The sequence below is a fragment of the Wolbachia endosymbiont (group A) of Opomyza germinationis genome (genome assembly GCF_964264765.1).
GTDB lineage: Bacteria > Pseudomonadota > Alphaproteobacteria > Rickettsiales > Anaplasmataceae > Wolbachia > Wolbachia pipientis.
The window spans coordinates 196784-220324 of sequence record NZ_OZ183482.1 but is presented as its reverse complement, the minus strand read 5'-3'; the positions used below and the strand labels follow the sequence as shown (position 1 = coordinate 220324).

Genomic DNA, 23541 nt, shown 5'->3' with positions numbered 1-23541 from the left:
TGCTTTCTAGGTTAATTCGTCATGGCTTTTTCTAAATTTCTCGATCCAAAGAACAACTTTGCGTTTCGGCGCATCTTTGGTACTGAGAAAAATAAGGATATTCTGATTCATTTTCTCAATGATGTTCTAGGTCTAACTGGTGAAGCTGAAATAAAGGATGTACAATTTCTAAGTCCAATTCGAAACCCTGAAATTGCCACTAAAAAGGAGAGTATTGTCGATGTGCTCTGTAGAGATTCTAAAGGTATTCAAACGATTGTTGAGATGGTGCGACCTGAAAGTCTTCGGTCATATTGTTTAAAAGGAGAGGAATTCATTCAGAAAGAAACTGAAAGGATTCTAAAACTTATTAAACCAGATGTTTTGCCATCTGAGTCTACGCATCAGTGCGAATCGGGCAACCGGTTGGTGCCAAGCGATGCGGACAATGAACCTCCTCTTGAAAAAGAAGATGCTCAATCGTGAGAGGGGCATAAACTTCAAGCATCATGTGGTTGGAGGGCTAGGCTTAGTGGTATGGTGAACGTAAGTGAAGCTTTATAAGTACCGATACGATGAAAGAGCTAAAGATGCTGATAAGCTCTGACCAAAAGGTAATGTGGATAAGATACATTTTTCATCTCTGGATGTACGCAAATCACCGGTATAGAGAAGCCACCTAACCCACTGTTGTATGACTGGAGAAACAGGGTAAGCCTGTATTTTCGCCTACATGGCAAGCAAACCGCAAGGAATGCTGATGGAAGTGCAGGTAAAGGAGAATGGAGAAAGCGAATGCCATTTTGTAACGAAATGGATAGAATTTGTAACATTAATTCTCGTGAAAACGAGCAGACTTCCATTTGGTCCCTCGTGACAAGAAACTTTGTTAACCACTTAAGGTAGGAAAGCAGATGATTACAAGTAAACCTGTAAGTGCATCTACCGAAAGCTTTGAAGCATGGAAGCAATTGCCATGGAAGAAATGCCAGAAAGTTATTGTGAGGCTACAAAGACGTATTGTTAAGGCTGTCCAAGAAGGAAGATGGGGTAAGGTAAAAGCTTTACAACATCTTCTCACACGCTCTTTTAGCGGAAAAGCTTTGGCTGTTAAGAGAGTAACTGAAAACCAAGGAAAAACCACAGCAGGTGTAGATCGTCAACTATGGTCAACTTGCAATGCTAAATTTCAAGGAATAAAGCTGCTAAAACAAAGAGGATATAAACCTTCTCCGCTCAAACGAATTTATATCAGTAAATCTAATGGCAAAAGAAGGCCTCTTGGTATACCCACGATAAAAGATAGAGCGATGCAAGCATTGTATCTGCTCGCGTTGGAACCGGTAGCTGAAACAATCAGTGATCGTCACTCTTACGGCTTTAGACCTAAAAGATCCTGCGCAGACGCTACTGTGGCTTGCCACTTATTACTGGCAAGTCGTAATCAACTACAATGGATACTCGAAGGTGATATCAAAGGTTGTTTTGATAACATTAACCATGAATGGCTCATGAAGCATATTCCTATGGAGAAGAAAATTCTTCATAGATGGTTAAAAGCTGGTTTCCTAGAATCGAAAACTCTGTATCCCACAACTGCTGGCACTCCGCAAGGAAGTATAATTTCTCCAATACTAGCTAACTTTACCTTAGATGGTCTTGAACAGTTATTAGAAAGTCGCTTTGGTAAATTAGGTAGCAAAAGAAGAGGAAAAATCAGAAGTGGAGTGAATGTAATCAGGTACGCAGACGACTTTATTATTTCAGGTTTCACACATGAAGTACTGGAAAATGAAGTTAAGCCTTTAGTATCATCTTTTCTTCATGAGCGAGGTTTAATTCTGTCAGAAGAGAAGACAAAGATTACATCTATCACAACAGGGTTTGACTTTCTTGGTTGTAATGTACGTAGATATAATAAGAAGTTAATTATTAAACCTTCGAAAGAAAGTATTAAAAGACTTCTGAATAAAGCACGTACATTGATAAAAGCAAATATAGCGAACACTCAGGCTATAGTAATTAAGTCACTCAATTCTCTACTGAGAGGATGGGGAAATTACTATCACCATGTGTGTGCTAAAAAAGCGTTTAGAAAGATCGACAATGAAATTTGGCATAGTTTATGGAAATGGGCAAAGAAAAGACATCCTCGTAAAGGATTACGTTGGATAAAGAATCGTTACTTCAAAGTAATGGGTCAACGCCAATGGGTTTTTGCTGCACCCATATGCAAGAACAAACCAAAAGAGATACGGTATTTAAGACTGCTTAAGCTGATTGATATACCTATCAGACGACATGTTAAAATCAGAGCGGATGCAAATCCCCTTGACTTAAAATGGAAAAAGTATTTTGATGAGAGAGTAAAACGAACAAGAATGTTGGCAAGCTCCTTTTCAAGAGAAGGTTCTCTACTATTAGTGTCACCACTAAAGTTGATGTATTCTGAGGATTTATGAAAGACAAGCCGGTTCGACAAAAGAAGAACTTAGATAAGGGGCTCAAGCGTAGTGTGGGGAAACCTGCATGCTGCGTTTCTAAGGGAGGGAGTAGTAGTAATACTGCTTCCTTACCTGACCAGCTTGCTCGTGATAAAGGCTTCGAAAAACGAGCTCAATTATACGCTGCTAAGGCTTACTCAAGGCAGGCTGATAAAGGTGGTAAGTACATTGATTTAAAGAAGGTTTTCTTTATTGCTATTTCTAATTGTAATTTATTTCCTGATAAGCTTGATTATATATCTAGCCATACCATAAGAGATGAGAAAACTAACGAGCATGACTTAAAAGATTTTCAATTTATTTTCATTGAGTTACCAAAGTTTCCTAAGAGCAGAGAAGAACAGCTAGAAAATGTAGTAGATCGTTGGCTATTTTTCTTTAAATATGCAGAAGAAACAACTGATGAAGATTTAAGAAAAATAGCAGAAAAGTCACCGATAATAAAGTTAGCATATGATGAGTTAGACAAGTTTCATTGGAATGAGAAAGATCTTGTAGCTTATGAAGAAAGGGTCATGGATTTACAGAAAGAAGCTGCTATCTTAGAACAAAAACTTGATGATGCTAAACATGAAGGCATCCAAATCGGCCATCAAAAAGGTAAAATTGAAGGTAAAATTGAAGTTGCAAAAAACTCACTCAAGGCCGGTGTCTCTATTGATGTTATAGCTCAAATTACCGGTCTCTCTCATTCTGAAATTTTGCAACTTAAGAAAAAAACATAATTATTCACTTTAACATTTATAAAAACCTTTTCTAAGTTAGACATATCCCCTAATTAAGAATCTAGTGAACTGTCTAAAACAGCTATGAAGATTGCACACAGAATTATATAAATTACTATCATAACATTACCCAAACTTCTATATCAAAGCTACGTGCTGTAAGTTCAATATGGAAAACACATTAACCACTTATTTACCAATTCTAGTCTTGTATTTCTTATTCCTATTTCATCCATTTTAGTATTGGGATCATCAAACTTAGTCTGGTATCCCTAATTATTTTGGCTACCCTCACTTTAAATTTTCCACTACTTGGCATATTATAGCTCCACCCCTTATATTATAACTTACCTATTGAGATTACCTCCAAGCTTAGTTACTCCCATCTCAGAAAGACAAGTTGATACTTTTGAATGGCTGTGAACTGAAGCATTACTTAAATAACTTTGAGGCTCTAAACTCATTTGCTTTGCATCATCAACTTCTAATGTACCATCTCTGTTGTGTAATATCTGCTCTATTGATTGATTTAGCAGACCCTTATTAAATTGAGCTATAAACTGATCAAATTTCTTCGGACTTAATTTACCAGCTCCTCTACCAGGGAACGCTTTCTCTACATATGAGCTTAAAATCCCTGAAATTTCATTAAATTTACCACTCATGACTTTTCTAGTAATCTCTTTCTGCATTCCCACATAATCAATATTTAATCGATGCATTGACACACCACTTTTTAATCCAGCTTGCTCTACTACTTTCTCAAATCTATTTGTAATATTGAGTGCATAGCCCTGTGCTTCTAATAAAGAAATAGGGCTTTCTACTAAAGATATATATTTTTGAACCGTAACTTTTCTAATCAATAAATCAAGTAACATTATTGTACCATTTACATCTATTGGTGCATCAATTTGTGAAATTGAACTTGTAGTATTTAATGTCTCCTCAGGTAAAACAGCTTTAGAATTAAATAACCCACCTATAGAGCTTTTTATCCAGCCAAATAAATCATTTATACGTGAAGATAGCTTTTCTGTACTACTACTTACTGCTATGTTAGCTTGATTACCTAATTCTCCGACTGCATGTGATAAATTTTGCTCATTACGATGGTGACGACGATGACGAATTTGCTTTCTACTGTGTTCATGTCTGTGCTTATGCATCAATTTAGGTTGATCAGATAACGTTACTTCTGGACTTCTTTTCTTATTGAAAACATCATTATACACTTGATCCTTATGTTCTTTTTTCACAACATTCACGTCTCTTGCTGTACTTATTTCTTCCTGATGATCTTTTAACACTACCTCTTTATCAGCAAATTTTATAGATAACGTTGCCATTTTAGGTGTTTCATAGAACCTACTAAGTGTAATGCTACAGAGACCATTCTGAGTAATACTAAAGTCAAAAGCATTTGTGATCATTAGATCATTACTATTACTACGAACAAACGTATAATTTCCTCCTTTTCTAGGTATAATAAGCTCAGTATCCTTCTCCACATCTTGATCCGTTATCACAATAACTTCTTTATCCTTTTCGAAGATCAAAGGTTGTGGTTTTAAACACCATTCATTTTTATCAACGCTGATTCTCATAGGAACATTTTCTACTATCACATGAGTCTTATTATACCTCTCTACTCCATCTTTTAATCTCACAGTAAAATACTCATGCTTCTCTGCCGTTGCTCTTAATAATAAATCATTTTCAGATTCAATTACTTGTAATTCAAAATTGTCTTTTGCTTTTTTTACTACATTTCTTAAGTCAATCGTATCTATTGAATTCTCTTCATCAACATCATAAATAATAACCTCTGGAACATTATCAGTCTCAGAGTCAACTACATATATGTTTTCACCACCATTGCCCACTAGATGACTCTTATGTAGTGGATTATTGTGTATTACCTCATGATTACCACTCCCTATTGCAACGGTTTCACTACTTAATAGTGATTGTATAAAAAATGACATTTTATTTAGTCGATTCGCTACAACTAAATACTCCTTTATAATTTCATCAACTGATTTATTCGTGTTCTCAAGCATATAAAAGTTACCTCTATTTCCTATTTTTATTTCAGCACCATTACCTAGTATATAAGAGGCATTAGCTGGAATATCCGAAATAGTTATATTAAATTTTTCATTAGTAGACTCACCTTTTAATGAAGGTGATAGAAAACTAAACGTAACATTCTTTATTGTATGAGTCATCTTTCCATAGCCAGCATAGCGATAACTGATATCTTTAATATTTTCAGTATCAACGCTTACTAAGTTAAAAATAGTATAGTTAAATAAAAAATTATGCTTTTTTTGCTGTGCAAAAGTGTAGTCATGTTCAATATTGATATTGGCTTTCCCCTTATCAGAAGGAATAATGTAATCAAAAATTCCGTGACGTGATTGGTATAAGTTATTTATTTCAGTACTAGGTCTTACTATTATTTTCTTTTCACTAGGTCTATGACAATATGGTATGGTGATATTATCAGGACTGTTGTTACTTAAACCTCCTTGACCATCTATATATCTCACATAGCACCCACAATCCACTATATCCTGTTTTCCTTTCCTACCATAAATTATATTCATATTTTTTATTCTAATATCATTAGAGGACGAGGATATTAAACCATAGTGCTTAAATAGATTAAAATTAACACTTATATAATCTTTATCTAAAGCAAATCCTGCTAAGTTTAATGTGTTATTTCCATCGCCCCCATCTAATGTTCCTATAGTCTTGTTACCCACGAGGATAAAAACGTCATCTTTATCACCTCCAGTCAACTCCTTATTTCCATCATCTACTAAGAAAATATTAGGACTATCCCTAAATCCTGTTGCTCTATCTCGACCTTTTCCCAAAGCAATTAAAGTACTATTTCCGGTCCTATCAGCTAAATAAAATAGACCTATTGCATTATGACAAAGATAAGCATTTTCACCTCCAACTTCAGGACGTATTGGACCAGTCGGAAGACAGAACAACTTACCTACATTTGGATTATCTGGTTTTGCTCTATGCCAAATAACATGATCTACTGTATTGCCAAGAAGTGCTAGATTATCTAAATCCATTTGGAGCTTATGTGATACTTCTTGGTCAGAATCTATAACTAACTCACCAGTGGGAAAAACATACCCTTGAATATCACTATGTTGTTTTAAGTACTCAAGCCCTTGATTAACTAGTTGGTTATTAACCTGTTTCTTTTCGATCAATTCTTCTATATACTGTTCAGGTTGCATATCTATAAATGCACGTAACCCTTCAATAAATTTTTCATTCCCTTTTAAATGAATAATCTGATCAATTTCATCAACTCTCTTTACTGCCATATAAATATCAGTTCCAACAAATACTACAGCGCCAATTGCAGCTCCAATAGGACCAGTGACAGATGATACTCCTTCTAGTACTTCAAAAGCTTCAGCAACTTCTATGCCAATCTCTGCAGCATCAACTCCCAAGTAAATACTATCTCCTACTATGCCAACTAATGCTTCCTCAGTACCATTTTTAAATGCTTTTACCTGATTTACTAGATCGTAGATAACAAAGGCAGAAGTACCACGAGAAAGAAAAGGAGATGCTGCTCTTAAAGAACTGCCAAGTAATAATTTTCCTTCTGAAGCTAATTTTAGTCCTTTAAGAGATGTAGCTTCAGCAACTTTAGCAAACCCCTGACCACCAGCAATAAAGCCTACATTAATTGCTACCCCTTGATAATTACCGTTTAAAAAGTCAGCTAATACATTTTTAGCCATCATTCCATGCATTGCTATACCAGAGATTCTTCCTACTACAGCTAGATGACTCATGATTTTTTGATTACTGATCAACCTATTAACTAGGCCTTGAGATCTGCCTTTAACTCTAGCCTCATCTGCTAGGTGAATTAGCTGAGAGCGTTTTTCCTCTGGTAGGTCTTTAATGTAATTAACAAACTTTTCACTATCTATGTTAATTTTATTGAAGTCTCTTTTCTCACCTCTCTCAACATTAAACTCATCAACATCTTCCCATGTGAATAAACATTCACTTTCTGCTTCTCTTTTGCTCCTATGACTTCTACCTGGTAAGCATTCCTCTAAAGTTCTTTTCGAACCTTCATGATTTAAACGGCTCTTTTTATTTTTGAGATATTGTTCTACATTAAAGTTCCGATGAGCAATTGCCAAGCGTATAGGTAATTCTCCAGCTTCACTAAAGATACTAGGGTCAGCCCCTTTCTCTACAAGATATTCTACTACATCTGAGTGACCATTAAAAGCAGCCCAGTGTAGAGGTGTATAACCAGCGAGGTCTGCGAGGTTAACTTCAGCCCCTTTCTCTACAAGATATTCTACTACATCTGAGTGACCATTAAAAGCAGCCCAGTGTAGAGGTGTATAACCAGCGAGGTCTGCGAGGTTAACTTCAGCCCCTTTCTTTATAAGATATTCTACTATCTTTAAGTGATCATTTGAAGCAGCACAGTGTAGAGGTGTATAACCATTGCGGTCTTTGAGATTAACTTTAGCCCCTTTCTTTATAAGATATTCTACTACATCTGAGTAACCATAAAAAGCAGCCCAGTGTAGAGGTGTATAACCAGCGAGGTCTGCGAGGTTAACTTCAGCCCCTTTCTTTATAAGATATTCTACTACATCTGAGTAACCATAAAAAGCAGCCCAGTGTAGAGGTGTATAACCAGCGAGGTCTGCGAGGTTAACTTCAGCCCCTTTCTCTACAAGATATTCTACTACATCTGAGTGACCATTAAAAGCAGCCCAGTGTAGAGGTGTATAACCAGCGAGGTCTGCGAGGTTAACTTCAGCCCCTTTCTCTACAAGATATTCTACTATCTTTAAGTGATCATTTGAAGCAGCCCAGTGTAGAGGTGTATAACTATTGCGGTCTTTGAGATTAACTTCAGCCCCTTTCTTTATAAGATATTCTACTATCTTTAAGTGATCATTTGAAGCAGCCCAGTGTAGAGGTGTATAACCATTGCGGTCTTTGAGATTAACTTTAGCCCCTTTCTTTATAAGATATTCTACTACATCTGAGTAACCATAAAAAGCAGCCCAGTGTAGAGGTGTATAACCAGCGAGGTCTGCGAGGTTAACTTCAGCCCCTTTCTTTATAAGATATTCTACTACATCTGAGTGACCATAAAAAGCAGCCCAGTGTAGAGGTGTATAACCATTGCGTTCTGCGAGGTTAACTTCAGCCCCTTTCTCTACAAGATATTCTACTACATCTGAGTGACCATAAAAAGCAGCCCAGTGTAGAGGTGTATAACCATTGCGTTCTGCGAGGTTAACTTCAGCCCCTTTCTCTACAAGATATTCTACTACATCTGAGTAACCATTAAAAGCAGCCCAGTGTAGAGGTGTATAACCAGCGAGGTCTGCGAGGTTAACTTCAGCCCCTTTCTCTACAAGATATTCTACTACATCTGAGTGACCATTAAAAGCAGCCCAGTGTAGAGGTGTATAACCAGCGAGGTCTGCGAGGTTAACTTCAGCCCCTTTCTCTACAAGATATTCTACTATCTTTAAGTGATCATTTGAAGCAGCCCAGTGTAGAGGTGTATAACTATTGCGGTCTTTGAGATTAACTTCAGCCCCTTTCTTTATAAGATATTCTACTATCTTTAAGTGATCATTTGAAGCAGCCCAGTGTAGAGGTGTATAACTATTGCGGTCTTTGAGATTAACTTCAGCCCCTTTCTCTACAAGATATTCTACTATCTTTAAGTTATCATTTGAAGCAGCCCAGTGTAGAGGTGTATAACCATTGCGGTCTTTGAGATTAACTTTAGCCCCTTTCTTTATAAGATATTCTACTACATCTGAGTAACCATTAAAAGCAGCCCAGTGTAGAGGTGTATAACCATTGCGGTCTTTGAGATTAACTTTAGCCCCTTTCTTTATAAGATATTCTACTATCTTTAAGTTATCATTTGAAGCAGCCCAGTGTAGAGGTGTATAACCATTGCGGTCTTTGAGATTAACTTTAGCCCCTTTCTTTATAAGATATTCTACTATCTTTAAGTGATCATTTGAAGCAGCCCAGTGTAGAGGTGTATAACCATTGCGGTCTTTGAGATTAACTTTAGCCCCTTTCTTTATAAGATATTCTACTACATCTGAGTAACCATTAAAAGCAGCTAAATGTAGAGAAGCCATACCGCCTTCATTAACAGAATTTAAATCAAAAACTTTCTTGTCGGCAAGATATTGTATTATATCCAATTGTCCATGTGAAACAGCAGAATGTAAAAGATTTCCTATAGATTTATAAAAACCTCCAAAATTTGCACCACTTTCTATAAGCAAATCTAATATCCTTAAGCTACCAACTTCAACCGCAAGAAAAACGGGAGCATGATTACTGTCAGCATTAGTATTAACAACTTCAAGGAGTTTATCTCTATGATTAGTCTTTATAGATTTAAGTATATTATCAACTGCTTGCTCTTCACAATCCTGAATAAGTAAATCTAAGGGAGTATCATAGTAACTACCATATCTAGAATTAAAGTAAAAATTATTAATTAAATCATCATATTTACTTGCATATTTCCAAATAGATGCAACTTGAGTTATACTATCTTCATCCATTTCACTCTTGATTGATGCTAGAACTTTTTTGAGAACTCCTGCTTCTCTTGCTTCCTTTGTTAATTTTAACCTTGTTACTTCTTGTACTAATCTATGAATCTTCAGGAATAATTCCCCTTCTACCATACTCACCATTGAATACCGCTCTACTAACCGAATGGCATAAGATACTTCTTCTTCATCACCATCTATTAATTCTAACAACATTTTTACAGGAATCCTATCAGGAAAAAAATATGCAATGATTTCTAAGAGCTCTTTAGCTTGTTGACCACATTTTTCATCTTGAAATATCTTGTCAATAGTAATTTCCCAAGTTGTAAGGGTAGTCCTAGTATATAAGTTATCACTATCTTCAAGAAATTTAAAGTCAAGCAACTCTTGTTTTTTTTCCTCATAAATTTTTAAGTAATCATCAATACTAAATCTTTTTCTTGCATTTCCTAGTTTATTAGCCTCTTTAATATACGTTACTGCTTGTCTCAATGCTAAAGGAAGAAATCCCAGAATCTCTGATAATTTTCTTATATTTTCTTTTTGTTCACCATCCTCTATGCCTAAACTATCTTGAATAAATAACTTAGCCTCTTCTAGATCAAACGCAGGCAATTCCAATAATTCTATGTCTTGTAACAATTCCCGATCACGAGAAGTAATCAAAACATAAGGCTTATTAACAGCATGCATTGAGAAAGATGATGGTAAAAATTTACCGAAGCTTTTATCTTTCTCAGCGTTATCAAAGATAAATAAGCTCCTCCTCCCATCAAAAAACTTGTACACATCTTCTATAATAGATTTTTTACTCCTTGACCCCCCATCTCCATCTTTTGTAGTAATACCTAATTTATCCCTAGCTAACCTATTAAATGACTCTACAAGAGTTGCCTCACTTTCAGCATTAATCCATACAATATTACCGTCATAATAGCTGTAACAAAGACGAGCATACTCTCTAGCCAACTCACTTTTTCCTACTCCTCCTAAACCAGTAATTAAAGCCCCTCCTGCTGCTGCTAATTTTCCCGAACTGTAATTTATTCCTTTATGTAAAGCATCGATCACGTTTTTTCTTCCAGTGAATAACTTCATTGGTTGTTCCACATCAAACAAAACACTCCTATATGTTTGTTTATTGTTCTGCTGCGCTTTCATATCAGAATGGATTACTTCCAACTTGTCTTCTATTCTACCTACTCCTTTATCTAAGGTTTTTAACTCTTGTTGCATTGAACTTAAAGTGCTAACTCGTGATTCAAATTCCCTGAAAAAACTCTTTATGTCTATGTCAGAAAGAAATCTTCCTTCTTTGTCCTTCATCCAGTTTAGTATTTGTATTTGAAGCTTATTATAAGCATCGATACCTAATTCACCAATATAATCAAACTTTCTACTAAATTCCTCACTTATCTTTTTTTCAAGTATTTTACCAATCTCAACTTCATTAGGCTGACCAACTGCAAATACTAGTTTTTCTAAGAATTCATCTATCTCTTCATTTTTTACTTCATCATTCGGCAATACTTGTTCAGTTTTTTGAAAATAGTATTTATCCTTTCTATATTCTTCATAATCCTCTTCTCCGCAGGTCTCAAAATCACTGATTTTCAGCTGGCATTGTTTAAGAAAAGAAAAAGGTATTCGTTTCTCGAGTAGTGCTTTTTCTAATTTATCCCTAAAATCTTTCAGGCTTTTAGATAATGCGTTGCCTTTATCCTCTTTACCATAATCCAAAAACCCCTCTCTAAACTTTACCTTACCATCTTGCTCTATTAATACATGCCCTGCCAGTTTATCAATATTACCCTTAATAATCTCAGACTGTCTACGAAGAACTATAGTTTCACCTGAAGATATAGAATCAGCAAATTTTTGAGCAAGTTCTTGCACTGGATCGCGAGAGCCTTTTTTAAGAATCTGAAGATTCTCTTCTATCCTAAACATCTTGCCAAAATTCAAAGATATTTTTAAATCCCCACCCTGTAGCTCTTTTTTAAACTCATCCTCTAACAAATTACTTTCTTTCAATAAAATTCTTCTCAGTTTACTTGCTTCTTCAGATAAATTATCATTATTTACAAAACAAGTGCTAAATTTCTTACCTTTGATATCAATTACTTCTTTTGCTAACGCTCTATGATATTTTTTAAAAACACAATTTCTTAAATCCATAACCTTATCACTATTTGTGGTACCACTTTTAAAAACGTACGCAGCTAATTCTTGTCCTAACTCTTTTAAATCTGAAGCGTCTTTCAATAAAGAAACCAAGCTTTCTTTTTCAAGAGAAGTACCTCCTTTAAATTTCAATCTCTTGGCTCTTCCGTTATTACCTTCTTGTATATCTAAAATATCATCCTCGCCTTTCATCAGTTCAAAGCTGTCTTGCAAATTTTCATTAAAATCAGCATTCGTACAAATAACAAAGTCTTCTAATTCACGATTTTTGCCATTAAATTCTAGCTTTTCCTTGATTTTGCGATAGGATATAAAATATTTTTTTAGACTAAATGGACCATTTTTTTCTGCAAGTAAATCATTAACAGTAATTTCTTTACTACCATCTTGTTTATGCTTAGCTTGCAAGAAACGAAATACTGAACCATCTTTTTTTTCATTTTTACGCTCAAAAACTAAGTCATCAAATTTTTCAGCTATATCCATTTCTGTAGCTAAACGGAACACATATTTTTTATCTAATCCTTGCTTTAAAAATAGCATTAGTAACCTTAATTGATAGATAATGCCATGCAGACTATTTGTTAAACCACCTTTAGAATACTCTTGTTTAGTGCTTTCTTTACCATCGTCAGACCTAAGATATTGAATCTCTTTTCTACCAAGGACTGGTTCAAAATGATTATTACCCCTATTTATTATGTGTATAGTATATTGATCATCATAGTCTACACTATCTGATGAAATGGAAAAAGAACCTGAAGAACTAATAAGCTGATGTATATTATCCAATCCATGAAAAGGTTTCATACCTTCTAATAGACCAGATGCTTCTTTAGATTGATCGTTTTGTAATTTCGAAGCAAATGTTTCGTCAGAATTAAAATCCATTATTATCGAGTTGATGTTTTTACCAAACCCTCTTTCACCATCCAATACTCGTTGCTGCAAATGTAAAAGATATGATAACTTTTCAATAACATGAAGCTTTACCTGATACTTTTCACAGAGTATTCTACCTTCAACTTCAGGATCACCCCATCTGTTACTATTGACGATGACACTCGCATAAGAATCTAGAGTTTCAGTACGTACTCTGCCACTATTGTCATGACTGTTAGCAATAGCATTTATGAACCATTCCGGTGGATTGTTTCGTGCAAAATCTCTGCAATAGCATCGCAGTTGTTCAACATTCACTTGTATTCCTAATTGTTGTTCTAGTCCTTGTCTGAACGAATCAAAGAAACAGTCTCCATTTGTAGTTGCCAGCCCTATCTTCAAATTCTCTGGTAATTCTGGATTATCATCTGAGCCTTCGAAGTGGAGAGCCTCTCGTTGTGAAGTTATCTGCTTTACATGTTGCGCTCCTTCCAATGTTTCTGAACTAGATTTCCCTTTCTTTAGATAGTCTATCTTTAGCATAAACCCCCCTGCCTATTTCATATAAAAACCTAAGATTGTATTAGATTTAGCCATATGTTAACAAATGAAATTAGCAATGCAAGTAGTGTTTACTCATACTATAGTATTTTATTTTTAGGCTGTTTTATTTAAGCTTTTGAGCTGAGCTTGTAGCAGAGTTTCATTCTATCTTTGAATTTCGTTTTTGCTGTAAATTACCTCAATTTTTCTTTTTATTCCCAGATGGATTGGTATTAGTTTAGTAGTATATACTATTAAAATTAAATGATCTAACCATTTCCAGCACCCAAAATCAGCTAGTGAGAGAAGAGTTTGTTTTGGGATGGCATGGACTACCATATGTACCATACGAACTTTTTAATATAACAATTTAACTATACGCTAAAACTAGCTATATTAGCCCATTTCATCCATATCTACATACGAACTTTTTTGCCTAAGCTTATTGAAATAATTTAAATCTTCTATTTTTATAACCTTATTTTTACGCGGCTTGTTCTCACAAATATACGACCTTTTTTGCAATCTTAGGAAGAGTCAATAATTCAATTCCTTATAACACTAGCTAGCATGGTATCTTCACTAAAATATTTTTTTAAAAAGTTAGTTGACTTATAAATAATTCTCTACTAATACTAGCATATGTTTGTTTATTCTGCTGAAGTGGCTCCGCAGGTTACTGTATAAGCTTCAGCAGTTTTTGTACTCCTTTAAAGCATCATATTCCTATATATTAAATATAGCTGGTGTTCTCAATTTTGTTGATCTATAGTAAAATTGGCTAAAACTTCCAGTAATAAACAACTTTTAACCTAGCAGTACTCACCATAAAAACTTAACAAAAATATGAGTAGTAAAAAGATTATGTTGAAATTAACTTGACACATACTACACATTCTATATAATATATTCTATATCTAGAGCTAGGAGGTAATATGGATACAGGGTCAGTAAAATATATTGCAGAACCTATCAGTGAACAAAGCAAACACACTGATGAGCAAAAACTGAAGTGTGACCTAAGTGCTTGACAAGAGTTTTCAGAAATAGGTAGCCCAAAAACAGAAGCAACTGGATTACCAGTAGATAGTTATTATGAATTCATTAAGCGAGATTTATTTTCGGCTGATAGAAGTTTGATAGATGATAAAAAATACTTAGAGGATTTAATAGATGAGTGGCTTATTCATGCACCTAACTTAGGACTGGAAGAGAGTCAAAAAAAGTTAAATCAAAAATTACTCAATAGTATTATAAAAGATTTTAATATGGGAAATTATGACTCATTTTCAAATCTTAAGCAGTTTTTAGAAAGTAACGAGAAAAATAAAGACCTGAAGTACGTTCTTAATCTAAAAAGAGGGCATCTAGGAACAACAATATTGAACGTGTTTCTCGAATACGACGAAATTATTCCTTCTCTTCTCAAAGCTGGTGCTGATCTAAATATGCAGGATAATAAAGGTAAAACACTTTTGCATGATACTGCTATTTATTCTAGTGGATATGAAGATCTTGGGTATCTCTTAGATGCAAAAGCTGATCCAAATATACAAGATGAAAAAGGTAACACACCTTTACACTATTATGCTGCTAAGTGTAGTGATCAAAGCAGAAAAACTATGGATTTGCTCATAAGCAAAGGAGCTGATTTAAGCATAAAAAATAACGATGGAAAAACTCCACTGCAAGTTGCAATTGATAATGACAACATTATAGGATGTTTATTAACTAATAGTCAAAAAAAATTAAGAGAGCAACTAGGTAAAATGCTTCTCGCTACAAGTTCTGATGAAGATTGGGATAATGCTTATGATCCAGAGGTTGAAAATCTAAGAAAGTTTTTAAATCAATATGAAAATGACAACGACTTAAAGATAGTTTTAAATGTTAAGGATGATAGTTCAGTACTTCTTGATTCGCCATCTCGTCAATTTCCTAATGTAAAAGCCTTGCTCTTAAAAGCAGGAGCAGCTGATTTTATAGGTAAAAAACAAGACAATTATGAAAAATGCGATAGTTTTTTATCAGAGATTTATCAAATAAATTACCTTGCTAAACGCAATGAGTTTTTAAGTAAGGTAGTAAAAGCTAAAAGCATGATTGAATTACAAGAAGTTGTAAATGAGATTATAGCTTCTGGAATGAGATTAAATTTTGCTAAAGACAAAGATTATTACTTTGCAGATCACGTACTAGAAAAAATTGCTCAGCTAGAAGGAAGCTATGGAATTGCCAGTGATATAGTATGTACATTAATATCAAGAGGAGCAAAGTTAAAAAGGTCAGAAAGTTTAAAAGTCATTGATACAATAGAATTAAAGTTCAAAGCTCATAAGGCTAATATGATCAGTGCTCATTTAGAGTATGTTAGTAATACTGAGGAATTTTTTAGAATTGCAAAGGCTGCTACCAGCGGTCAACTATATGATGGAAAAATCGATAATAATGTATTTTACTTAGAATACTCAGAGGATAGTATAATAGATGTTGCAAGAATCACAGATAGAACAAGAAATCTGGAACTAATTCAGGAATCATATAGAAGGGATATAATAAAAATTGGCAAAAGTAAGATGGAAATTATAACCGAAAACGGCATAAGGTATTACACAGATCTTACAGAAGGCAGCGATATAGTATTAACTTTCTATACTAGTTTGGGAAATATAGACCTTAGACTGTATCCTGACATACAGGATAAAAGCAAGATTATAGTAGAAGTGAGTAATAGAGAAGAAATATTAGAAAAATTCAAAGGTCGCGAAGAAGAGTTAGGCAATGATTGCGCGCTCGGTGGCTACTCGGTCTACAATGCTATTGAACAGGGATATTTTGAAAGGTCTAGAAAATTAATGCGTCCTGAAGTAATAAGCGAGTCTAACAACAAATGGACAGAACGTGAAGAGTTAAGAAGGGATTCTATGGAGGAAATTGCTAGAAGGCATAAGTTATTACAAGATTTACGCAATATTGAGTCTAATATTGTACAAAAGGAGAAGAATTTTGACATAAAAACTTACCTGATAGACATCTTTAAAACTTTATCTAGGTTCTATGAAGAAAAAGGGGATATTTCTAAAACAGACTTAGCTAAAGCAGCAGAAAAGGAAAGTAAAAAATTGGGGTTAGAAGGTAAATACAACTGGAGTAAGATTTTTGGTTTAGAGGAAGAAATTATTGAAAAGGTAGAAAAACAAGGTGATAAAGAGCAAAAATCAAACATACCTGATGACTTCTATTTAGGGCACGCAATCAATAATGGAAGCTGTTTTTTTGATTCATTCAGGCAAAGTCTAGAACAACAGAAGGGAATCAAAGTTACTGTAGAGCAGTTAAGGAATGAGTGTAAGAGATTTGCGCAAGACAATCCTCCAGAGTGGTTTATAAGTAAAATTGGCAATGACTTTGATGAGGTTGAAAGTGAGCTCGTAAATCGTGGAATTACGTGTAACCAATATATCAATAGCATTGGAAAGAATGAATTTTGGGGACGTTCCGATATCGAGGGCAGAGTACTTTGTGATAAGTATGGTGTGAAATTGCATGTTGCAGAAAGTAACCCATTGCACACTATTGATAAGCAACAAGATCCGTTCTTGCATCAGTTAATAGATAGCTCAGGATCAAAAGCAGGTAAGATAGATTATAGTCACAATAGTGCCTTACATATGGTAAATGGAGGCCATGATCATTTTCAACCCCTACTTTATAGAAATAAGGCCTTGGCAAAACAAACGCAAGAACAAAAAGATTCCTTATGCTATTCAAGCTTGCCAAGCTGTAGTATGGATGAGTTAAAAATAGAAAAAGCCAACATAAGGCACTGCTTGTAAGTAGACCATAGCTTTGTATATGACTTGTTACACAACAATGAAGGGGAAAGTTTATTTATTAAGTTAAAAAAGAAATTATTTTACTTAAAAAACTTACTTAGTGCTTATGAATTTTCAAGTACACTTTCAGATTCAAAGAGGCTATAGATTGCTCGACATGTACTACTTCGTGGAGTTGTGTGCTGAAGTTTAGAGTATTGCTTTTTTTGATGTTTACAGAATTTTCCTCCAAATCTACTATTAAAATATGCAGTTAAAGTTGGATACATTTTTTATCACTATTGCATCTGATATGCTAAAATCTTCATTATTTATATTGATATTTTCGCATAATTGATTCTGTAACATTGACTTACTTTTCTATATCAATTTCAACATCTTTTTGTGTGGCCCTTTTCTGTTGCTTTTATAAATCAAGACCATAGAATTTCTCCCTTTGCTCACTCCACAGCATCGGTATTTCTTTTAAATCAACTAACTTCAAACCCCTTGGCTGCCTCCCATTTACTATATCTTCCTTAATCTTTGGTGCTAAATAATTTAATCTTAAAATTTGCTGTATACGTCTTGTACCTACGTTTATTTTCTTACTCAGCTCTTTCACACTTCTATATTTTCCTTCTTCCAATTGCCGTTTCCAGGAATGGGCTCTCACCACTGCCTTCAATAGTGCATTATTTGTTTTACCTTCTGGTTCGATTACTATGCATTTGTTTCCTTTCTTCTTCATTGGTATAAATTTTTCCTCTGATTCAGAACACACTTCTATTCCATCTTCTTTTACCATTACTCCCTTTATTAATTTTTTCATTGCTTCTTTCTGTTCTCTGAAGCTTAAATTTTCTCCATCCCCATATAAGCATTCGGCTCTTTTCATCACTTCTTTTTCTATTTCCCCAGCTACTATAGTTCGATTTACTGATTCACAATTCTTCCCCCTTAAGTGATTGTTGCATACGTAATATCTATACCTTTTGTTCTCTTTTTTTGAGTATGTCAGAGTCATATTTACATCACAGCTCTTGCACTTGATTATTCCCTTTAGCAGTGCTTCCTCATATTTTGCTTTTCTATATGGCTGATTACTTATCAATTCCTGCGCTTTTTGCCATTTTTCTTCTTCTATTATCGCTTCATGCTTTCCTTTATACTGTTTCTCATAATGCCTGATTTTTCCCATATATATTGGGTTTGTTATTATTCTCCTCACTGTTGCCTTTTTAAAGATATCTGATTTTGCTTTCGTTCGATATCCTTCTCTGTTTAACTCTCTTGCCAATTCTGCCATTGACTTCAGCTCCATATACCTCTCAAATATATGCTTTATTATTTTTGCTTCTTTTTCATTTATTATTAATTCCTTTTCTTTTACATCATAGCCAAGCGGTGGATTTCCTCCCATCCATAACCCTTGTTCTTTCGATGTTGCTATTTTATTTTTTACTCTCTCTACTATCATTTCTCTTTCTAGTTGTGCCGCCCCTGATAGCACTGTTTGTACAAATTTTCCCATTGGCGTATTATTGTCGAATATTTGTGTTACTGCTACAAAACTTATCCGGTGCCTTCTAAAAAATGATGTTACTTCTATGCAGTCCTTTGTTTCTCTTGATAACCTATCTAGCGTATATACTACTACACAGTCGACTTCTCCTACCTTTACATCTTCAAACAATTCCTTTATCGCTGGTCTATTCAAATTACTCCCTGAGAACCCTCCATCATCGTACTTTTTTGCCAATACTACCCACCCTTCTCGGCTTTTTATATACTTCTCACATACTACTCGCTGTGCATCTAAACTATTAAACTTTTGTTCTAGCCCGTCTTCATTTGATTTTCTCGTATATATCGCGCATCTTACCTCTTTCAGCATTCTTTCTCCTTATCTCTCATTCCAAATAGGAGCGGTCCATTATAACTCATTCCCATTATTTTGCCGGCTACTGCTGATAATGACGTATAAAACTCTTCTTTATAGATTAAACCCTTATCTGTTACCATTACCGCATGCGTCTCTTCCCCTCTTTCTAATATTAGCTCTGTTCCCTCTACTGGCAGTTTATCGCTACTTATCCTTTTTCCCTTCTCTAGTCGATCTGCCAGGTATTCTAGTCTTTTTGCCCCTTTTCTTGATATTTCTCCGTACGCTTTTTCCTGCATTCTATAAGCTAATCTTGGTATCAGGTATTTCTTTGAGTATCTAGGCGCTCCTTCTCCATATACCTTTTTCCATATTTTCCTCACCTCTTCCAACGCTTTTTTCTCTAAATTCATTACTTTCTTTTCTATTTCTTCCTTTCTTTCCATATTTTCAGCCTCTCATAATTTCTCAAATAACTTTTCTATTCTGTCTGTTTCTTTCTTCAATACTTCAGTTACCTCTTTACTATTTTTCGCATAATCCATCGCTGTCATCCCAAATTTATCTGCTTGTTCTATTTCAGCCCCTGCTTTTACTAGCTCCTCCACTATTTCCACTTTCCCCACCATACATGCAAGGTGCAGCGGTGTGCATTTACTGCCATACTCTTCAGCATTTACATTCCCTCCTGATTTTATCAATTCTCTAACTGTTTCTAGACGTTTCTCCGTTATCGCTAGGTGCAGTGCTGTATATCCTTCTACATCCGCTGCATTCACATTCGCTCCTTTTTCAACTAATAAGCTCACTGTTTTTCCGTCTACTGCATAATGCAGTTCCTTTTTTGTCCCCTTAATATTTTTACCTGAGTTCTCTAATAATTCTTTTAGTGCATCCTCTTTTTCTTTTTTACTCATAACCTACCTCACCTTTTCTTTAAATTTAAGTCCCTTTTTTAATTCTCACCACCTCATCTATCATTTCGTTTACTTGGCACATTATCTTGGTTGCTAAATTTTGACATTCTTTCTTTATTAATGATTTGTCTCTCTTCCTTATTTCTTCGATCTCCATTATTTTTAGCTCTGGCATATAGCTCCTATCCAACTTGTCTGCTATTTCTCCCACTAGCCCCTCTATTCCATAGCACGTCAGTTTTCTACTTTTTGTTACTCCACCTTTTGCTCTCAAAAATTTACTTGCCTTTTCACTCTCTTCCCTATCACATAGACAATACTTTTCACTTTCCCATATGTAATACATTGGTGTTGAACCATACTTATTCAGTTGATTAACTTCAGATCCTGCTTTTACTAGCTCTTTTATTATTTCAACTCCTGCTCCTCCTATTTTACATGCAGAGTGCAGTGGCGTACATCCACTGACATATTGAGTGGCATTTATTTCCGCTCCTGACCTTAGCAGTACTTTTACATTTTCTAAACTTTTTGCGAATACTGCACAGTGCAGTGGCGTATAACCATTTTTATCTCTTGCATTGATCTCCGCTCCTTTTTCTATTAATAACCTCACTGTTTTGTGATCGGAATTTTCTACTGCATGGTGCAATACTGTTTCTCCTTTTTCATCCCTTTTATTAATATTTTTAAATCCATTCCTTGATACTTCTTTAAAAAACTTGTTAAAAGATTCTTTCTTTTCTTCGCTGAACCCCATTTCATACCTCACAAAATTATCTTTTCTAGCGCCAGACAAATTTCTTATATTTACCTGCTGCTATTCAAGTTATGTGCGTTTTGGCATAAAAAGGCAAGTCTTTTTTCGCGTAGTACACCTTTTTAACTAAATACTAATATAGTATATGAAGATATAAATATATATGCTTAATGCATTAAACATATTACTTGTTTCTCTTCCCAACCTCTGTTCAAATGACGATGTTCGTGCCACGTTAGTACGCCTGGGTAAAACACTAAAACGTAATTTTCCGGTTCATGTATTGAATCCTTTTGCTCTGAATTTAAATCCCTTTCAAAATGAATATTGTGCTCTGCCACACCAAATATTATAACTTTTTGGTTGGTAAAATCTTCTACTTTGTAGTGGTGAGTAACGCTAAACCTTTCTAAAATTGGCTTGTGTTTTAAATTCCACAGTTGTTCAGATAGTTTATCACTTCCTAGTAAAAATTTACTTCCTTTCTCTTCTCCACTCGTAACCGGAAAACACGCGTTTATTTCTCCTAAGTTCCAGCTATCTGATAATACTATCTGCGCTTTAGCAAACTTAATCTTAGGTAATAAGCTCTGTGGTAGCGGATATAGCGCTTTGAAGTTATACCACACATGATTTCGTTCATAAATACCGTTGTAGTTCTTAGTATGAGGCTCGGTTTCTCCAAGTATTGCTACATCCAAGCGATATATGTCATTGCTTAAAGCTCGTTCATAATGATCGCGTAGATAGTTTTCTACAATCCTAATAACCGGACCATGAGACCTGAAAAAATTTACTCTTCCAAATGATAAAACTGGCCCATCTTTTTCTATTTTTACCCCGGAATAATCCGATAATAAACTTCCGAAAAAACTCTCATCCAATATGAACCTGCTAATGTTGTAATAATCGTTAAAAATCCTCATTAGCCTCGATCTTGCAGGCAATGATAGTTTTGCTAGTTCTACTACTGCATCAACGAAGAAGTCATTCGGAACATCTTTTATCCCTATCTGCAGTTCAAAGAAGTGCTTGCCAGATGGTTCTTCGATAATTGTAATATCTTCTATATTTGCCCATTTTAGTGCTATTTTCAGTGAAGCAGGTGTTCCTCTTAAACGCTGAAATTTTATCCCTTTTTTTATCGCCTTTCTTTTGTCTTTTACCCAATGTAGGATTTCTCCTAGCCCATATTCCTCTATTATCCATGGCAACACTTTTTCCCCTTGGCTAAATTTAAACCCTCTGATACAACCAGGATCTACTTTGTAATCTATTGCATCAACCAGCGCTTTTTCCTTTTTTGTTGCGTTTGGCGGTAATAGCATTAATTTAACTCAACATTTAAACTTTTTAAGAAAGCGCACTCATTTCCTTTCACAACTATGTCTTCTCTTGGCTCTATTAATTCCACGTTTTCTACTCCTTCCATAAACAAATTGGCTATTATCCATGATCTTGTTACCTTCCATCCTAATCTTTTCGTTGTTCCAAATTTTTCGATAAATTTCTTCTTCACCGTTTCAATAATATCTGGTCTTTTAATGCTAATTTTACTGTGGATATCTATTTCTATCATATTGCAACTTACCACTTCAACTGTATCTGTTAAAATCCTCACATCCTCCCTGTTTAGCTGATTTTTGACAATTTCTAGTAATTCTTCTTGCAGTGTGGATAATTCTGTGGATAAGATTGAAACTTGTACTTTCCCTGGTATAGGTGATTCTACTAATGCATCCTTTACTCTACTATCTGCTGACAGTGCATGATATCGATAGTGTTCTTTACTTCCTCCCGTGCTCCAGCCTATTATCTTTGCTTTAATTATTTTTCTAAAACGTTCGTCATCTTCTTCTTTCTGCCTCTCCACTCCATAAAATTCAGCTAAATTATCAAGATCTTCTCCTGTCGCAAACTTAAGTAAATTACTCTTTACTGCTTCGTTTATCCTTTGTCTCAGCAAAAGCTCTCTCCAGGCTGCTACTTCTAATACCTTCATCGCTGAGTCACTTTCTACTAATGCCGTAAAACTTTCATCTCGACTTATTAATTCTTCTTTCATACGTGAAAAGATTTCTTCGAAGTTCAGTGGCTCAATAATGTTAGTCTGCTGCATCTTTATACTACAACCTCATCGAAGCGAATCTTTTTCCCCATTGGTACGTACAACCCTTCCAGGTCAAGCGTTACTTTTCCCTCTTTTACTTCTGTCATTTTTACTTTTTCTAATTTAAACCTTTTTTCCCATTTTTCCAAAGCTTCTGCAGTTGCTGCGTAAATTTCTAGTGTTAAATCACGATTAACTGGCTTATCCAATAATTCAAATAGCCTAGACCCGTAATTCCTCATCATAATTCGTGATCCTATAGGAGTCGTAAGTATATCAATTATTGATTGCTTTAAGTGCTCTATTCCTTCTAACGCTTTTCCTGTTTTACCATCCATACCCTTCATTTCTATTTTGCAAAGACGCTTTTACTGCCTTTTATTACTTTTAACCCACAAGATACTGAATCCCCTACTCTTCCTACACCATGACCATTTGCAAACACTGTTTTTGATCCTTGAATCATTACTTTTCCTTCGTTAAAATTGTCTCCTTTCCTACAGACTGGGAAATCATTTACAAAAACATTATTACTGCCGCTAATGCAAAAATGTGGTGTTGCTTCTCCACAATAATCTCCTACTCGCACAACTGATTTATTCATTTTC

General features: G+C 34.8%; 15 protein-coding genes. 5 read left to right on the top strand and 10 right to left on the bottom strand.

The window, feature by feature from the left end; all coding sequences use genetic code 11:
• Positions 1-21: 21 nt before the first annotated feature.
• The 4 genes from ACFEL3_RS01080 (at position 22) to ACFEL3_RS01065 (ending at position 3208) form a co-directional block, all read left to right on the top strand.
• Positions 22-465 (top strand): Rpn family recombination-promoting nuclease/putative transposase, encoded by a 444-nt coding sequence (locus ACFEL3_RS01080; RefSeq protein WP_265039616.1) that lies wholly within the window; start codon positions 22-24, stop codon positions 463-465.
• A gap of 247 nt (positions 466-712) precedes the next feature.
• Positions 713-856, top strand: a complete 144-nt coding sequence (locus ACFEL3_RS01075; RefSeq protein ID WP_265039615.1) for a hypothetical protein — start codon at positions 713-715, stop codon at positions 854-856.
• A gap of 37 nt (positions 857-893) precedes the next feature.
• Positions 894-2441: a group II intron reverse transcriptase/maturase gene (gene ltrA / locus ACFEL3_RS01070; RefSeq protein WP_155968541.1), complete on the top strand. Its 1548-nt coding sequence runs from the start codon at positions 894-896 to the stop codon at positions 2439-2441.
• On the top strand, positions 2438-3208 hold the full coding sequence (locus ACFEL3_RS01065; RefSeq protein WP_265039614.1) for an Rpn family recombination-promoting nuclease/putative transposase: 771 nt from the start codon (positions 2438-2440) through the stop codon (positions 3206-3208). Before ltrA ends, ACFEL3_RS01065 begins: the two co-directional genes overlap by 4 nt.
• A gap of 347 nt (positions 3209-3555) precedes the next feature.
• Here ACFEL3_RS01065 and ACFEL3_RS01060 read toward each other — a convergent pair whose 3' ends face one another.
• On the bottom strand, positions 3556-13446 hold the full coding sequence (locus ACFEL3_RS01060) for an ankyrin repeat domain-containing protein (protein WP_375316768.1): 9891 nt from the start codon (positions 13444-13446) through the stop codon (positions 3556-3558).
• Positions 13447-13611: 165 nt separating this feature from the next.
• Positions 13612-13794 carry a hypothetical protein gene (locus tag ACFEL3_RS01055; RefSeq protein WP_375316767.1) on the bottom strand — a complete coding sequence of 61 codons (183 nt, stop codon included), beginning with the start codon at positions 13792-13794 and terminating at the stop codon, positions 13612-13614.
• Between the two features lie 788 nt (positions 13795-14582).
• Between ACFEL3_RS01055 and ACFEL3_RS01050 the strand changes: the two genes are divergently transcribed.
• Positions 14583-17282 (top strand): ankyrin repeat domain-containing protein, encoded by a 2700-nt coding sequence (locus ACFEL3_RS01050; RefSeq protein WP_375316766.1) that lies wholly within the window; start codon positions 14583-14585, stop codon positions 17280-17282.
• A gap of 406 nt (positions 17283-17688) precedes the next feature.
• Here ACFEL3_RS01050 and ACFEL3_RS01045 read toward each other — a convergent pair whose 3' ends face one another.
• From ACFEL3_RS01045 to ACFEL3_RS01010, 8 genes are all read right to left on the bottom strand, one after another.
• Complete coding sequence (locus ACFEL3_RS01045) at positions 17689-19158, bottom strand: recombinase family protein (RefSeq protein ID WP_375316765.1); 1470 nt, start codon at positions 19156-19158, stop codon at positions 17689-17691.
• On the bottom strand, positions 19152-19592 hold the full coding sequence (locus ACFEL3_RS01040; RefSeq protein WP_044471239.1) for a DUF2924 domain-containing protein: 441 nt from the start codon (positions 19590-19592) through the stop codon (positions 19152-19154). Before ACFEL3_RS01040 ends, ACFEL3_RS01045 begins: the two co-directional genes overlap by 7 nt.
• Positions 19593-19604: 12 nt before the next feature.
• Positions 19605-20063, bottom strand: coding sequence for an ankyrin repeat domain-containing protein (locus ACFEL3_RS01035; RefSeq protein ID WP_007549613.1), 459 nt, complete (start codon positions 20061-20063; stop codon positions 19605-19607).
• A 25-nt stretch (positions 20064-20088) separates the two neighbouring features.
• Complete coding sequence (locus tag ACFEL3_RS01030; protein WP_006280237.1) at positions 20089-20823, bottom strand: ankyrin repeat domain-containing protein; 735 nt, start codon at positions 20821-20823, stop codon at positions 20089-20091.
• A 167-nt stretch (positions 20824-20990) separates the two neighbouring features.
• Positions 20991-22151, bottom strand: coding sequence for a phage tail protein (locus tag ACFEL3_RS01025; protein WP_044471240.1), 1161 nt, complete (start codon positions 22149-22151; stop codon positions 20991-20993).
• Positions 22151-22942, bottom strand: a complete 792-nt coding sequence (locus tag ACFEL3_RS01020; protein WP_012673194.1) for a baseplate J/gp47 family protein — start codon at positions 22940-22942, stop codon at positions 22151-22153. Before ACFEL3_RS01020 ends, ACFEL3_RS01025 begins: the two co-directional genes overlap by 1 nt.
• Positions 22943-22944: 2 nt before the next feature.
• Positions 22945-23280: a GPW/gp25 family protein gene (locus ACFEL3_RS01015; RefSeq protein ID WP_007552425.1), complete on the bottom strand. Its 336-nt coding sequence runs from the start codon at positions 23278-23280 to the stop codon at positions 22945-22947.
• A 2-nt stretch (positions 23281-23282) separates the two neighbouring features.
• Positions 23283-23537, bottom strand: a complete 255-nt coding sequence (locus ACFEL3_RS01010) for a PAAR domain-containing protein (RefSeq protein ID WP_010082105.1) — start codon at positions 23535-23537, stop codon at positions 23283-23285.
• Between the last annotated feature and the right edge of the window lie 4 nt (positions 23538-23541).

Excerpts from the sequence above, each read along its gene's own strand:
- ACFEL3_RS01030 (WP_006280237.1), bottom strand. The coding sequence starts at position 20,823 with ATGGGGTTCAGCGAAGAAAAGAAAGAATCTTTTAACAAGTTTTTTAAA.
- ACFEL3_RS01055 (WP_375316767.1), bottom strand. The coding sequence starts at position 13,794 with ATGGTACATATGGTAGTCCATGCCATCCCAAAACAAACTCTTCTCTCA.
- ACFEL3_RS01010 (WP_010082105.1), bottom strand. The coding sequence starts at position 23,537 with ATGAATAAATCAGTTGTGCGAGTAGGAGATTATTGTGGAGAAGCAACA.
- ACFEL3_RS01015 (WP_007552425.1), bottom strand. The coding sequence starts at position 23,280 with ATGAAGGGTATGGATGGTAAAACAGGAAAAGCGTTAGAAGGAATAGAG.
- ACFEL3_RS01060 (WP_375316768.1), bottom strand. The coding sequence starts at position 13,446 with ATGCTAAAGATAGACTATCTAAAGAAAGGGAAATCTAGTTCAGAAACA.
- ACFEL3_RS01035 (WP_007549613.1), bottom strand. The coding sequence starts at position 20,063 with ATGAGTAAAAAAGAAAAAGAGGATGCACTAAAAGAATTATTAGAGAAC.
- ACFEL3_RS01025 (WP_044471240.1), bottom strand. The coding sequence starts at position 22,151 with ATGCTATTACCGCCAAACGCAACAAAAAAGGAAAAAGCGCTGGTTGAT.
- ACFEL3_RS01020 (WP_012673194.1), bottom strand. The coding sequence starts at position 22,942 with ATGCAGCAGACTAACATTATTGAGCCACTGAACTTCGAAGAAATCTTT.
- ACFEL3_RS01080 (WP_265039616.1), top strand. The coding sequence starts at position 22 with ATGGCTTTTTCTAAATTTCTCGATCCAAAGAACAACTTTGCGTTTCGG.
- ltrA (WP_155968541.1), top strand. The coding sequence starts at position 894 with ATGATTACAAGTAAACCTGTAAGTGCATCTACCGAAAGCTTTGAAGCA.
- ACFEL3_RS01075 (WP_265039615.1), top strand. The coding sequence starts at position 713 with ATGGCAAGCAAACCGCAAGGAATGCTGATGGAAGTGCAGGTAAAGGAG.
- ACFEL3_RS01065 (WP_265039614.1), top strand. The coding sequence starts at position 2,438 with ATGAAAGACAAGCCGGTTCGACAAAAGAAGAACTTAGATAAGGGGCTC.
- ACFEL3_RS01040 (WP_044471239.1), bottom strand. The coding sequence starts at position 19,592 with ATGGAAAGAAAGGAAGAAATAGAAAAGAAAGTAATGAATTTAGAGAAA.
- ACFEL3_RS01045 (WP_375316765.1), bottom strand. The coding sequence starts at position 19,158 with ATGCTGAAAGAGGTAAGATGCGCGATATATACGAGAAAATCAAATGAA.